The organism is uncultured Alistipes sp., from assembly GCF_949296715.1.
Taxonomy (GTDB): Bacteria; Bacteroidota; Bacteroidia; order Bacteroidales; family Rikenellaceae; genus Alistipes.
Window position 1 is genome coordinate 62,375 of sequence record NZ_CASFQD010000057.1, and the last position, 13,942, is coordinate 76,316.

The following is a 13,942-nucleotide window of genomic DNA, read 5'->3' on the forward strand; positions in this document are numbered from 1 at the left end:
GGTTTTCGTGTCAAATGAAAAATCCCGCTCGGCGGAGCGGGATTTTCGTGGTTTCTGTTTATGCTGTCGTCCTGCGATCAGATGCACACCGTCCCGCTCTTTCCTTCGCAAAAGAAAAAGTAAAAAAACGAATATGCAAACGAGTATGCCTTCATGGTCTTGCTTTCCGCGTCTTCCCTCTGCCCTTCGGCTCTCTGCTTTCCGCGTTTTCCCTCTGTCTGGTTACGGCCCCTCCTGTCTGGTTACGGCCCCTCCTGTCTGGTTACGGGCCCTCCTGCCTGGTTACGGGCCCTCCTGCCTGGTTACGGGCCCTCCTGCCTGGTTACGGCCCCTCCTGTCTGGTTACGGGCCCTCCTGCCTGTTTCGGGCCCGGGTGGCGCGTTTTTTCTTATGCAAATGTAGTGAAATATTCCGCCAATCCAAAATCCGGGACGCTTTTTTGTTTCGGATGTCCGCAATCCCTTTCTCCGAACGGGACGCCTGTAAAAAAGAGGAGGGGCCCGGCGGCTTGAGGACGTTGCCGCAGGAACCCCTCCGACGGAAGAGGCGCCCCGGCGGGCCCGATACGAAAAATGCCGCCCATCAAGGCGGCATTCGCTTCGAGCTGTCTATGAGACTTGAACTCACGACCTCTTCCTTACCAAGGAAGTGCTCTACCACTGAGCTAAGACAGCATTTCCCTCATTCGAGTGGTGCAAAAGTACACAAGAAAAATGAAAAGACCAAAAAAAAGCACGATTTTCCCGATTTTTTTCTATCTTTACTTCCGGATTATAATAAAAATCTTATGAAACGCATCTTGATCGTAGGAGCCGGAGGGCAGATCGGTTCCGAGTTGACAGTCTATCTGCGCAAGATTTACGGAAACCACAATGTCGTCGCCACAGACATGCGCGAGTGCCGCGCATTGGGCGAAGACGGCCCGTTCGAGGTGCTCAACGCCCTCGACGCCACGGCCATGGCTTCGGTCGTGGCCCGCTACCACGTGGATACGATCTTCAACCTCGTGGCGCTGCTCTCGGCCGTGGGCGAGCGCAACCCCCAGATGGCGTGGAACGTCAACATGGGTGCGCTGAACAATTCGCTGGAGGTGGCCCGCCAGCACCACTGCGCCCTCTTCACCCCGTCGTCGATCGGCGCCTTCGGACCCTCGTCGCCCAAGGACAAGACCCCGCAGGACACAATCATGCAGCCGACGACGATCTACGGCATCTGCAAGGTCACGGGTGAGCTGCTCGGCAACTACTACCACCACAAATACGGCGTCGACACCCGTTCGGTGCGCTTCCCGGGCATCATATCGAACGTCACGCTCCCGGGCGGCGGCACGACCGACTACGCCGTCGAAATCTATTACGAGGCAATCCGCAGCGGACGTTTCACCTGCCCCGTGCCCCGGGACGTCTACATGGACATGATTTACATGCCCGATGCGCTGCGCGCGTGCGTCGAGCTGATGGAGGCCGACCCCGCGAAGCTCGTGCACCGCAACAGCTTCAACATCGCCTCGATGAGCTTCACGCCCGAAATCATCTATGCCGAAATCCGCAAGCGGCTGCCCGACTTCACGATGGACTACGACATCGACCCCGTGAAGAAGGAGATTGCCGAGAGCTGGCCCAATTCGCTCGACGACACCTGCGCCCGCGAGGAGTGGGGCTGGAAACCCGAGTGGGACCTCTCGCGCATGACCGACGACATGCTCGCGCACATCCGCACGAAGCTGGCGAAATAGCCCCGCAGCGTGGATCGGAAACTGAAACCGACGGTCGAGCGGCTGGCCGCTTCGTCGTCGAGCTGGAACGGAGAGCCGCTTCCCGCCTGCCGGGCGGAGCGGCCCTTCGTCACATTGCTGCGGATCGTCGTCCCGCCGCATGCACGGCTGGCGCGTCACCGCCATCCGGTGCTCAACGCCGGGGTTCTGCTGCGCGGCGCGCTGACCGTCGTGGCGGAGGACGGCACGGAGCGTACCTTCCGCGCCGGCGAGGGGATCATCGAAATGGTAGGAACTTTGCACTATGGCGAAAACCGGGGCGACGAGCCCGCCGAGCTGGTCATGTGCTACGTCGGCGCGGAGGATGCGCCGCTCTCGGTGGCCGAGTGACCAGATGCGGGGCGGATGCCCGGCGTGCACTCCGACGAAATGCTGATTCGGGGACGGACCCTTTGCGGGGCCGCCCCGCCCAATAAGGAACGTATGAAAAAACTCTTTCGCGCACTGCTGGTTGCGCTCGTCGTTGTCGTTGTCGCCGTCGCGGGCGGCAGTCTCTACCTGCTCTCCTATTCGCTCCGCCCCGAGCGGACGATGGAGGCCAAGAATGCGGCTTCGTATGAATATATGTATGCCGAATACCCGTTCCTGCGTCCCTGGGTCGACTCGCTCGAACGCACGGGGGCGCTGCACGACACGGTGATCCGCCGTGCGGACGGCGTGCGGCTGCACGCGCTTTACGCCGCGGCGCCGCACCCCACGGACCGCACTGCGGTGATCGTCCACGGCTACACGGACAATGCCGTGCGGATGCTCATGATCGGCTACCTCTACAACCACGACCTCGGTTACAACATCCTGCTGCCCGATCTCTATTACCACGGCCGCAGCGAGGGCCGCGCCATCCAGATGGGGTGGAAGGACCGCCTCGACGTGCTGCGCTGGATGGAGATCGCCGACAGCCTCTTCGGCGGCCACACGCGGCAGGTCGTGCACGGCATCTCGATGGGTGCCGCGACGACGATGATGGTCTCGGGCGAGGAGCTGCCCCCCTACGTGAAGTGCTTTGTCGAGGATTGCGGCTACACGAGCGTGCGCGACCAGTTTGCCAAGGAGCTGCGCGGGCAGTTCGGGCTGCCGGCCTTCCCGCTGCTCGACGTGGCGAGCTGGCTGTGCGGCCTGAAGTACGGCTGGACCTTCGGCGAGGCCTCGGCCCTCAGACAGGTGGCGCGGTGCGACCGGCCGATGCTCTTCATCCACGGCGATGCCGACGATTACGTGCCGACCGCAATGGTCTATCCGCTCTACGAGGCGAAGCCGGGCGAAAAGGAGCTGTGGGTGGTGCCGGGTGCGGCGCATGCCCTCTCGTACCGGGACAACCGCGCCGAGTATACGCGGCGCGTCGGCGAGTTTGTCGGAAAATACATTCCGGAGGAGCAGGAGAAATAGATGTGTGCTGGACGGCGGATCGGAGTGCCGCTTCCGGGTCGAGGTCGGCGCTCCCGGGAGCCGGGACGGCGCGTCCGAGTGACGGCCGGACGTTCGGAGCCGGTTGCATGTAATAAAAAACCCGGAGGTTCGTGCGAACCTCCGGGTTTCTCTTTGCGCTGTCGGGCGCAGGGCTTATTCGGCCTTGCCGTCCGAACCGAGCACCTCCTTGATCTTGTGCACGTAGAGCTTCTTCATGTTGTCACGTGCCGGACCCAGGTACTTGCGCGGGTCGAACTCCGCGGGCTTCGTGGCGAAGACCTCGCGGATGGCGGCCGTCATGGCCAGACGCGAGTCGGAGTCGATGTTGATCTTGCAGACGGCGCTCTTGGCGGCCTGACGCAGCTCCTCCTCGGGAATACCTACGGCAGCCTTCAGCGCACCGCCGTACTTGTTGATCGTGTCGACCTCCTCCTGGGGTACCGACGACGATCCGTGCAGCACGATGGGGAAGCCCGGAAGCTCCTTCTCGATGGCTGCCAGCACGTCGAATGCCAGAGGGGGCGGAACCAGACGGCCCGTCTTCGGGTCGACGGTGCACTGCTCGGGCGTGAACTTGTAGGCACCGTGCGACGTGCCGATCGAGATGGCCAGCGAATCCACGCCGGTCTTCGTCACGAAGTCGACAACCTCCTCGGGTTTGGTGTAGTGGCTCTCCTCGGCGGCCACCTCGTCCTCGACGCCGGCCAGCACGCCCAGCTCGCCCTCGACGGTCACGTCGTACTGGTGGGCATACTCGACGACCTTCTTCGTCAGAGCGACGTTCTCGTCATAGGGCAGCGCCGAACCGTCGATCATCACCGACGAGAAACCCATGTCGACACAGCTCTTGCACAGCTCGAACGAATCTCCGTGGTCGAGGTGCAGCACGATCTGGGGCTTTGCCCAACCCAGCTCCTTGGCGTACTCCACGGCGCCTTCGGCCATGTAGCGCAGCAGCGTCTGGTTGGCGTAGTTGCGGGCGCCCTTCGACACCTGGAGGATAACCGGCGACTTGGTTTCGGCGGCAGCCTGGATGATGGCCTGCAGCTGCTCCATGTTGTTGAAGTTGAATGCCGGAACGGCATAACCTCCCTTGATTGCCTTGGCGAACATCTCACGGGTGTTCACCAGACCGAGATCTTTGTAGGATACCATAGTCTTTTAATTTATGCAGTGAATTGTTGCTCTCAAAAACCGCACAAATTTAATTAAAAAATATTAATAACACCGCTTTTTGTGAAAAAAATAACAGAGATGGGAAAATAGTTGTGCAATACGGATTGTTTTTTGTATTTTTGCAAGGATTTACCATCGAACACAAACAAACATAAAAACATAAGACCATGGCAGATTTCATCTATCAGGAGCCGTTTCCCGTCGGGGAGGACAAAACGCAGTACCGTCTTTTGACGAAGGATTACGTGAAGGTCGTGGAGTGCGACGGCCGCAAGATTCTCAAGGTCGACCCCGCAGGCCTCGAGCTGCTTTCGAAGGCCGCCTACAGCGACGTGTCGTTCTACCTGCGCGCCTCCCACCTGCAGAAGCTGCGCAACATCCTCGACGACCCCGAAGCCACCGACAACGACAAGTTCGTGGCCTACACGATGCTGCTCAACCAGTGCGTGGCCGCCGAGGGCGAGCTGCCCACCTGCCAGGACACCGGTACGGCCATCTGCATCGCACACAAGGGCGAGGATGTCTACACGGGTGCCGACGACGCGGCCCTGATCGCCCGCGGCGTCTACGAGACCTACAAGGAGCGCAACCTGCGCTATTCGCAGGTCGTCCCCTTCACGATGACCGACGAGAAGAACTCCGGCACGAACCTCCCGGCGCAGATCGACATCTACGGCGGCAAGCCCGGCATGGAGTACGAGTTCCTCTTCATCACCAAGGGCGGCGGATCGGCCAACAAGACCTTCCTCTACCAGCAGACCAAGGCGCTCCTGAACGAGGAGTCGCTCACGAAGTTCATCCAGCAGCATATCTTCGACCTCGGCACGTCGGCCTGCCCGCCCTACCACCTGGCCCTCTGCATCGGCGGCACGTCGGCCGAGATGTGCCTGTCGACGGTCAAGAAGGCGTCGGCCGGCTACCTCGACGAGCTGCCCACGTCGGGCAACGAGGGCGGCCGCTGCTTCCGCGATCTGGAGTGGGAGGAGAAGGTCCTCAAAATCTGCCGCGAGAGCGGCGTCGGCGCCCAGTTCGGCGGCAAGTACCTCGTGCACGACGTGCGCGTGATCCGCGCCCCGCGCCATGCGGCCTCGTGCCCCGTGGCCATCGGCGTGAGCTGCTCGGCCGACCGCAACATCAAGGCCAAAATCACGCCCGAGGGCATCTTCCTCGAGGAGCTGGAGAAGAATCCCGCCCGCTTCCTCCCGGCCGAGGCGCCCGCCATGTCGCCCGCCGTGAACATCGATCTCGACGAGGGCATGGACAAGGTGCGCGAGATTCTGACGAAATACCCCATCAAGACGCGCCTGAACCTGAAGGGTACGCTTATTGTAGCGCGTGACATCGCACACGCCCGCATCAAGCAGATGCTCGACGAGGGCAAGCCCATGCCGGAGTACTTCAAGAAGCACCCGGTCTACTATGCCGGCCCGGCCAAGACGCCGCAGGGCATGGCTTCGGGATCGTTCGGCCCGACGACGGCCGGCCGCATGGACCCCTACGTGGACCTCTTTCAGAAGCACGGCGGCTCGATGGTAATGGTGGCCAAGGGCAACCGCTCGCAGGCCGTGACCGACGCCTGCAAGGCCAACGGCGGTTTCTACCTCGGTTCGATCGGCGGCCCGGCGGCCATCCTGGCCAAGAACTCGATCAAGTCGGTCGAGGTCGTGGACTTCCCCGAGCTGGGCATGGAGGCCGTGCGCAAGATCTATGTCGAGAACTTCCCCGCCTTCATCATCGTCGATGACAAGGGCAACGATTTTTTCGCGGATTTCAAACACTAAAACCGGTTGCGGGACGTTGTAAAATCTGACAGAGATTTTATTGACGCAATGAGAGATTTTTTGTCGAAAATATCCCTGACGGGGCTTCTCCTGCTGGTCGTCACGACGGCGTGGGGTGCCGGGAAGGTAAGCTTCGAGGCATCGTCGCCGCTGACGGTCTCCGTGGGGGAGGCTTTCCGTGTGGAGTTCTCGCTGAACGCCTCGCCGGACGACGACACCTTCAAGGCGCCGTCGTTCGAGGGCTTCGACGTGCTGGCCGGCCCTGTCCTGTCGACAGGCTCTTCGGTGCAGATCGTTAACGGCTCGATGACGCGGAGCGTCAGCGTCACCTATACGTTCGTCCTGCTGCCGCAGGCCGCGGGCAACGTTACGATCGGTGCGGCGGAGGTCGCCGTGGACGGTACGGTCTACCGGACCGATCCGCTGCCGGTCGAGATCGTCGACGAGGGGACGGCGGCGCAGCAGCGGCAGTCCCCGCAGTCCGGGCAGTCGGGTACGCAGGCGGAGCGCAGTGACGAGGCCCGCTCGCAGAGCGAGGCGCAGGGCCGCATCGGCAAGCAGGACATCCTGCTGCGGGCGGTCGTGTCGCGCACGTCGGTCTACAAGAACGAGCCGCTGCACGTGGCCTTCAAGCTCTATACGCGGGTGCCGGTGGTCGACGTGAGTGTCGGCTCGATGCCGTCGTTCAACGGCTTCTGGTCGCAGGACCTCTCCTCGAACAGCACGACGGCCCGGCAGGGGCGCGAGACATTCAACGGCAAGGTCTACGAGACGCATGTGGTGTGCGAATACCTGCTCTACCCGCAGCAGGCCGGCACGCTGACCATCGATCCGATGGAGATGACGGCCCTGGCACAGGTTGTCGTGCAGAGCCGCCGCAACATCGATCCCTTCTTCGGCAGCGGCCGCGAGGTCTACAACGTGCCGCGCGAGGTGAAGAGCCAGCGCGTGACGGTCCAGGTCAAGCCGCTGCCGGCCGGTGCTCCGGCCAGCTTCAGCGGCGCCGTGGGCAGCTTCACGATGGATGCACAGCTGCCCGAAGGGCGTCTCGCCGCCAATTCGGGTGCCACCTGCACGGTGAAGATTTCCGGTACGGGCAACCTCACCTTCGTGCAGGCGCCGAAACTCAACCTGCCCGGTTCGTTCGAGCAGTACAATGTCAAGACCACCGAGTCGATCAACGCCTCGAGTGCCGGCATCTCCGGATACCGGCAGTTCGAATACCCGTTCATCGCCCGGGCCGAGGGGACCTACGACGTGGCGCCGATCGAGTTCAGCTACTTCGATCCGGCCCGCATGCAGTACGTGACGCTCTCGTCGCGTCCGCTGACGCTCGAGGTCACGCCCGACACGCGCGGCGGCAGCGACGGGTCCGTGGTCCTGCAGGGCCGCGGCATGTCGAAGGAGGAGGTCAAGTTGCTCGGGCAGGACATCCGCTTCATCAAGCTGGGCAATGCGCAGCTGCGCGGGCGGAGCGTGCCGTTCCTCTTCAGCGGGGCCTACTGGGCGTTGCTGGCGGCGATCCTCGTCGGCTTCGGCGCCCTCTATGCGGCCCTGCGCAAGCGCATTCGCGAGTCGCAGAATGTCGCCCTCGTGCGCGGACGGCGGGCCAACAAGGTGGCCGTGCAGCGTTTCCGCGCCGCCCGCGGGTACATGGAGGAGCAGAACCGCCATGCCTTCTACGAGGAGATGCTCCGGGCGCTGTGGGGCTACATGGGCGACAAGTTCAACATCCCGGTGGCGAACCTCACGAAGGAGAGCGTCCGCGAGGAGCTGCACAAGCGCGGCGTCTCGGCCGAGGACGCGCAGCGTTTCACGGCGATCATCACGCAGTGCGACGAGGCGCAGTATTCGCCCGCGGCCTCGGCCCGCATGAGCGATGTCTACTCCGAGGGTGTGGACCTGATCTCGCGCATCGAAGCGGTAATAAAACGATAGTCTTATGAAGCGATACGTTCTGACTCTGATCCTGCTGCTGGGCTTTGCGGCCCTCCGTGCGCAGGAGCCGGCCGACAGCCTCACCGCGGAGGCCGCGGTGCAGCCTGCGGCACAGGCCGTGCCGTCGGGCGACGTCTCCGCCGATGCCTTGTGGGACCGGGCCAACACGGCCTATGTCAACGGCGACTATCGCGGGGCCGTCGAAATCTACGAGCAGATTCTCGGCCGCGGCCTCGCGTCCGTGAAACTCTACTACAACCTGGCCAACGCCTGCTTCAAGGAGGGGCAGACGGGCCGGGCCATCCTCTTTTACCGCCGGGCGCTGCGGCTCGCTCCGGGCAACGACGACATCCGCTACAGTCTGAGCGTCGCCGAAGCCCGCACGAAGGACACCATCGAGCAGATTCCCGAGTTTTTCCTCGTGGGCTGGGTGCGTGCCGTGCGCCATTCGATGAGCTGCACGGCGTGGAGCGTGCTGTCGCTCGTCGTGCTGGCGTGTGCGCTGGCGCTCTTCCTGCTCTACCTGCTGGCGCCGCGGCTCTCGCTGCGCAAGGCCGGGTTCTACGGGACGCTGGCGGCCGCCGTGCTCTTCATGGTGACCACGTGGTTCGCCCTGGGCGAGCGGCGCGAGATGCTCGACGATACGCAGGCCGTGGTGATGAGCGTCTCGGCCGCCGTGAAGAGCTCGCCCGACAAGTCGGCGACGGACCTCTTCGTGCTGCACGAGGGGACGCTTGTGGAGATCACCGGGCGGTTGGACAACTGGTGCGAGATCACGATTGCCGACGGCAAGAAGGGGTGGCTCGAGAGCCGGATGATCGAGGTGATATGACGAATTGGGGTGCGGCTGACCTTGCGGTGGCGCGGCGGCCGGCGGCATCCGAATGATTTAATACGGAACAGGGCTTTGTCGAAACTTCTTCAGGATGCGGTCGGGGAGCTGTCGAAACTCCCGGGCATCGGGCGGCGCACGGCGCTGCGCCTGGCTATCCACCTGCTGCGCATGGAGCCGGAGTCGGTGGCCGAAATGACGCGCAGCATCGACCGCTTCCGCAACGAGGTGAAGTACTGCGCGCGCTGCAACAACCTCTCGGACGAGGAGATCTGTCCGATCTGCGCTGACCGGGAGCGCGACCACGGCACGATCTGTGTCGTGGAACAGGTGGCCGATGTTCTCTCGATCGAGAATACGCGCCAGTACCGCGGTGTCTACCACGTGCTGGGAGGAGTGATCTCGCCCATGCAGGGCATCTCGCCCTCGGACCTGAAGATCGACCTGCTGTGCGAACGCATCGCTGCGGGCGGCGTGCGGGAGGTGATCCTCGCCATCTCGACCTCGGTCGAGGGGGAGACGACGCTCTTCTACCTGATGAACCGTTTGAGACAGTTCCCCGGGCTGAAGGTGACGGCGATAGCCCGCGGCATCGGCTTCGGCGACGAACTGGAGTATGTCGACGAGCTGACGATCACGCACGCGCTGCTGAACCGCCGCGAGATAGAATGAACAAAGTGAACAAGAACCATTAAAAACAAAGGATTATGGAATTTCTGACAAACGAAAAACTGACGATCGTAGGTGCCGCGGGCATGATCGGCTCGAACATGGCCCAGACGGCGCTGATGATGCACCTGACGCCCAACATCTGCCTTTACGACCCGTTCGGCCCGGCGCTCGAGGGCGTGGCCGAGGAGTTGTACCACTGCGCCTTCGAGGGTGTGAACATCACCTGGACGACCGACATCAAGGAGGCGCTGACGGGTGCCGCCTACGTCGTATCGTCGGGCGGTGCCGCCCGCAAGGCCGGCATGACGCGCGAGGACCTGCTCAAGGGCAACGCACAGATCGCCGAGGATTTCGGCAAGAACCTCAAGGAGTACTGCCCCGACGTGAAGCACGTGGTGGTGATCTTCAACCCGGCCGACATTACGGGTCTCATTACGCTGATCTACAGCGGCCTGAAGCCGTCGCAGGTGACGACCCTCGCAGCCCTCGACTCGACGCGTCTGCGCTCGGAGCTGGCCAAGTACTTCAAGATTTCGCCCGACGAGGTGCGCAACTGCCGCACCTACGGCGGCCACGGCGAGCAGATGGCCGTCTTCGCCTCGACGACGATGGTTGCCGGCAAGCCCCTCTCGGAGCTCATCGGCACGCAGATGCCCGAGGAGGACTGGCATGCGCTGCAGCAGCGTGTGATCCAGGGCGGCAAGCACATCATCGACCTGCGCGGCCGTTCGTCGTTCCAGAGCCCGGCCTACGTTTCGATCTGCATGATCGCCGCCGCCATGGGTGGCAAGGCCTTCGAGTATCCGGCCGGCACGTATGTGCACAACGGGGAGTTCAACCACATCCTCATGGCCATGGAGACCGAGATCACGAAGGAGGGTGTCCGCTACAAGGACGTGAAGGGTACGCCCGAGGAGCACGCAAAGCTCCGCGAGAGCTACGAGCACCTCTGCAAGCTGCGTGACGAGGTGATCGCCATGGGTGTGCTTCCCGCTATCGACCAGTGGGGCGTGCTGAACCCGAACCTCAAGTAGTCGGATAGCCATCCGACAACGACGAAGCCCTCTTCCCCGCGCGGGGAGGAGGGCTTTTTTGTCGGCGGAAGGGGCGTGCGGCCCGGGGCGGGCGATTCGGAGCCGGGAAGTGTGACCCGGTGCGGTCCTGTTGCCGTGTTTTGCCGGGTTGCTGTCCGGTGCGGGCGATTCGGAGCCGCGAGGTGTGACCCGGGGCGGTCCTGTTGTCGTGCTCCGACGGTTTGCGGCCCGGGGCGGGCGGGTTTGCTCCGGTGGCGGGGATGCTCCGGTGGCGGGGGAGCGGGGCACGGCGGGTGCCGCCTTACCGCTGCCCGCGTTCGGGTTGCTCCTCCGTGGGACGCTTCTCCGTGGGACGCTTCTCCGCGGGCTGCTTCTCCGCGGGCTGCGTTGCGGCGGGGCGTTTCCGGGCGGGGTGTGTTGCGGCCGGCTGTTTCCGGTCCGATTCCCCGGGCCGGTAGTTGGGGTTGTGGAAATCGACCGGCAGGGTGAACTTGACCGGGACGTGTTTGCCTGCTTGGCGTCCGGGTGTCCAGCGCGGGGACTTTTTCAGGATGCGGAGCGCCCGGCGCGAAAGCTGGCTGTCTGGGCTATGGAGGATGTATGGCCTGGTGAGACGTCCCGTGGAGTCGATTACGAACGAGGTGATGACCCGCATGATCTGCCAGGTGGTATCCCTGCACAGCCGTCTCGGGGTCCGGACCCGGGCCTGTACCCATTGGCGGAACTCCTTGTAGTAGATGTCCCCCTCCCGGAACAGGGGCATGATCTGCGGGGCAAGGTAGGTGCCGTCCGGCCCGGGTTCTTCGAAAAGATTGAAGTCCGGACGGGTGCGGTTGCCGTCCTCCTCCCAGACGAGCTCCTCGGCAAAGACCTTCGTTGTCACCTTTGCACCTCTTTCGGTGGTGCTTCCGTCGGGCTTTTCCGGCGCCTCGGGTTCCGCATCGTCCATGAAGAGGAACGATGTTTCGACCCGTTCGGCAGAGCCGGTGTACGGTGCCTTGTGTCCGACGCCGTAGGCCGTGACGACGATGTGCTCAATCTCCTCCGCTGTGGGGGCGTCCGGGGCAAGGCCCGTGGGATTGTCACCCGGTTTCGTTAGGTCCATGGCGGAGTTTGATGTACCGGCCGTTTCGGCAGAGCCGGTGTACGGTGCCTTTTGTACGCTGCCGTAGCCCGTGACGACAATATGGTTGGACTCATCTGTGGAGAGGGCGTCGGGAGCGGGATGTTCGGGGTATGCGTCGGTATCGTCGGGCAGGTCCTGCTGCTGCGGGTCGCGGTGTGTCCGGAGCTGGGTCCGGCCGTCGGTGGCTGCCTGCCCGGCGGATGTGTGGCCGGCGGGGCGGGTCCCGGTGGCGGGCTGCTCTCCGGCCTGTTTGTCGGCGGTGGTCGAATCGTTGCCGACGGTTGCGCCGGAGGGATCGGTCCCGGGGCGGGACGAGGGATCCGATGGCCCGGCTTTGGGGCCGGGCGAGGGGGATGACGGCGCGGTTTCGGTCCCGGCGGCGGGCGGCAGGGTGCCGTCGGCAAGCTGCACGGCGGGCGGGAGCTCGCCGACGGGGGCCCGGTGCCAGGTCATGATTCCGGCCGTCAGGAGGAGCAGCACGGCGGCTGCCGCGGCCGTGCGTTGCCGGATGCGGCGCAGGCGGCGTCTGCGCGCTTCGCGGGCCGCCCGTTCGGCGATGCGGAGCCGCAGCGATTCGATCGCTGCACGGTGGTCGCCGGGCGTCTCTTCCAGCCCCTGCAGGGCCTCCGCAACGAAGGGGTCGCACTGCACCTCCAGTTCCAGGTCGTGCGCGTCGCGCCCCCGGCGGTCGCTTGTCAGGTAGTCGGTCGGTTTCATGGCAGTTTGTTTCGGAGACAGTTTTTCAGGTTGCGCTTGCCGTTTTGGATGTAGCTTCGGATGCTCTTCAGGTGCCACGACGTCGCGGCGGCGATGTCGGCATAGGAGCAGTCGTCGAAGAAGAAGAGCCGGATCGACTGCCGCTGCGTCTCGGGCAGCTGCTCCAGACATCCCGCAAGGGCCTCGGCGATCTGCTGCCGGCGGTTGCCGTCGGCGAGCAGGGCGGCAAAGTCGCCGTCGTCGCCCAGTTCGCGCGGCAGCTCTGCGGGCGGCATCTTCCCGGCCTCGCGCAGCCGCATGAGGCAGAGGTTGCGCGCGACGGTGTGGAGCCAGCCGCGGAAGTTGCGGATCGGCTGGCGGGCGACCTTCACGATCAGCTCCTCGAAGAGCTGCATGACGGCATCCTCGGCATCGGCCCGGTTGCGCAGGTAGCGCAGCGCCACGCCGTAGACCAGCTCCGTGTAGCGGAGGTAGAGCGTGGCGAGGTGTTCCGGACGGCCGTCGGCGCGGTAGCGGGCCAGCAGCTCGTCGTCGCTTGCAAGGGGTTCGGTATGTTCGGCGGTTCGCATGGCGGGAGGTATCGAACAGTAAAGTTATCGTTTTTTTTCGGACGGTTTGTGTATTTTCTGCCGTCGTCGCATCTTATGGATGCAACAGTTGCTGAAAATACACACGTTCAACCGAAAAAAAATGGCATTCATGAGACCTTTTCTGAAAAATTCGATCCTTGCCGCCCTGCTGGTCGCGGCAACCTGCGCCGCGGCACAACCCGCCGGAGGAGCTCCGGCCTCAGATGAACCCTCCGCACGGGAGGCGACCGACCGCCGCATCGCACGGCTCGACGAGGCGATCCGACAGGTGGAGCTGACCCGTAACCGACTGATGTGGAACACCTACCTCGACTATGCCGAGCAGGGGCGGATTACGCCCGACGTGATGGACTATCCCGGGCTGGACTACGAGCGGCTGCGCGATACCGTCCCGGCGATCGATACGCTGGGCTGCCGCTATACCGCCGCGGCCGAAGCCTATACGGAGGTGCTGCGCACCGATCCCGAATACGAGGCGATCCATCAGGAGTATGTGGCGCTGAAGGGGGTGTCGGACCGCGACCGGCAGGCGGAGAATAGGATGCGCTACAACCTGCTCTACGACCGCCTGCGCCGGAACAATCCGGACTACGTGCCGGCCTGGGAGCGGATGAACGAGGCCAAGCGGCAGCGCAACATGGCCGTTCTGCGCTACCTGGTCGAGAGCCATGCGGCTGCGGGGCGGGTGCTGCCGACCGATCCGCTCTTCCGGAAAATTTCGATGGTGTACACCATGCTGCGGAACCGTTGCCCGGAGATCGCACGGCTCGACGTGGAGTTTGACGCGCTCTGCCGCATGCGCCGGGAGCTTTGGGAAGCGGCGTTGCGCGAACGCTACGGCGTGCCGGAGCCGTGACGGGCGGTCCCTTTGGCGGAAAAGCGAACGGCGGAATCC

At 63.7% G+C, this 13,942-nt stretch carries 12 protein-coding genes and 1 tRNA gene; 9 read left to right on the forward strand and 4 right to left on the reverse strand.

Annotated elements, in window-relative coordinates:
* Nucleotides 1-602: 602 nt before the first annotated feature.
* A tRNA-Thr gene (locus Q1Y33_RS08900) sits at nucleotides 603-674 on the reverse strand.
* Nucleotides 675-787: 113 nt separating this feature from the next.
* On the opposite strand from Q1Y33_RS08900, the gene Q1Y33_RS08905 reads away from it, so the two are divergent.
* The 3 genes from Q1Y33_RS08905 to Q1Y33_RS08915 all read left to right on the forward strand — a co-directional run bounded on the left by Q1Y33_RS08905 (nucleotide 788) and on the right by Q1Y33_RS08915 (nucleotide 3,160).
* Nucleotides 788-1,735, forward strand: a complete 948-nt coding sequence (locus tag Q1Y33_RS08905; RefSeq protein WP_300799385.1) for an NAD-dependent epimerase/dehydratase family protein — start codon at nucleotides 788-790, stop codon at nucleotides 1,733-1,735.
* A 9-nt stretch (nucleotides 1,736-1,744) separates the two neighbouring features.
* Nucleotides 1,745-2,104, forward strand: a complete 360-nt coding sequence (locus tag Q1Y33_RS08910) for a cupin domain-containing protein (protein ID WP_300799386.1) — start codon at nucleotides 1,745-1,747, stop codon at nucleotides 2,102-2,104.
* 93 nt (nucleotides 2,105-2,197) lie between these two features.
* A complete protein-coding gene (locus tag Q1Y33_RS08915) occupies nucleotides 2,198-3,160 on the forward strand; it encodes an alpha/beta hydrolase (protein ID WP_300799387.1) in 963 nt (320 codons plus the stop codon).
* Between the two features lie 174 nt (nucleotides 3,161-3,334).
* Here Q1Y33_RS08915 and Q1Y33_RS08920 read toward each other — a convergent pair whose 3' ends face one another.
* Nucleotides 3,335-4,336 carry a class II fructose-bisphosphate aldolase gene (locus Q1Y33_RS08920; RefSeq protein WP_300799388.1) on the reverse strand — a complete coding sequence of 334 codons (1,002 nt, stop codon included), beginning with the start codon at nucleotides 4,334-4,336 and terminating at the stop codon, nucleotides 3,335-3,337.
* A 188-nt stretch (nucleotides 4,337-4,524) separates the two neighbouring features.
* Here Q1Y33_RS08920 and Q1Y33_RS08925 point away from each other — a divergent pair, with 188 nt between their 5' ends.
* The 5 genes from Q1Y33_RS08925 (at nucleotide 4,525) to Q1Y33_RS08945 (ending at nucleotide 10,614) form a co-directional block, all read left to right on the forward strand.
* A complete protein-coding gene (locus Q1Y33_RS08925; protein ID WP_300799389.1) occupies nucleotides 4,525-6,138 on the forward strand; it encodes a fumarate hydratase in 1,614 nt (537 codons plus the stop codon).
* Nucleotides 6,139-6,186: 48 nt separating this feature from the next.
* On the forward strand, nucleotides 6,187-8,076 hold the full coding sequence (locus Q1Y33_RS08930; protein ID WP_300799390.1) for a BatD family protein: 1,890 nt from the start codon (nucleotides 6,187-6,189) through the stop codon (nucleotides 8,074-8,076).
* Between the two features lie 4 nt (nucleotides 8,077-8,080).
* The gene (locus Q1Y33_RS08935) at nucleotides 8,081-8,908 is read left to right on the forward strand and encodes a tetratricopeptide repeat protein (protein WP_300799392.1); all 828 of its coding nucleotides are present in this window, start codon (nucleotides 8,081-8,083) and stop codon (nucleotides 8,906-8,908) included.
* 75 nt (nucleotides 8,909-8,983) lie between these two features.
* Nucleotides 8,984-9,580, forward strand: coding sequence for a recombination mediator RecR (gene recR, locus Q1Y33_RS08940; RefSeq protein WP_300799394.1), 597 nt, complete (start codon nucleotides 8,984-8,986; stop codon nucleotides 9,578-9,580).
* 35 nt (nucleotides 9,581-9,615) lie between these two features.
* On the forward strand, nucleotides 9,616-10,614 hold the full coding sequence (locus tag Q1Y33_RS08945) for a malate dehydrogenase (protein WP_300799395.1): 999 nt from the start codon (nucleotides 9,616-9,618) through the stop codon (nucleotides 10,612-10,614).
* Nucleotides 10,615-10,915: 301 nt separating this feature from the next.
* Here the strand turns inward: Q1Y33_RS08945 and Q1Y33_RS08950 are convergent, their stop codons facing one another.
* Complete coding sequence (locus Q1Y33_RS08950; RefSeq protein ID WP_300799397.1) at nucleotides 10,916-12,457, reverse strand: energy transducer TonB; 1,542 nt, start codon at nucleotides 12,455-12,457, stop codon at nucleotides 10,916-10,918.
* Complete coding sequence (locus tag Q1Y33_RS08955) at nucleotides 12,454-13,026, reverse strand: sigma-70 family RNA polymerase sigma factor (RefSeq protein ID WP_300799399.1); 573 nt, start codon at nucleotides 13,024-13,026, stop codon at nucleotides 12,454-12,456. The genes Q1Y33_RS08950 and Q1Y33_RS08955 overlap by 4 nt, the downstream gene beginning before the upstream one ends.
* Nucleotides 13,027-13,156: 130 nt before the next feature.
* Here Q1Y33_RS08955 and Q1Y33_RS08960 point away from each other — a divergent pair, with 130 nt between their 5' ends.
* The gene (locus Q1Y33_RS08960) at nucleotides 13,157-13,903 is read left to right on the forward strand and encodes a hypothetical protein (RefSeq protein WP_300799401.1); all 747 of its coding nucleotides are present in this window, start codon (nucleotides 13,157-13,159) and stop codon (nucleotides 13,901-13,903) included.
* Nucleotides 13,904-13,942: the final 39 nt, after the last annotated feature.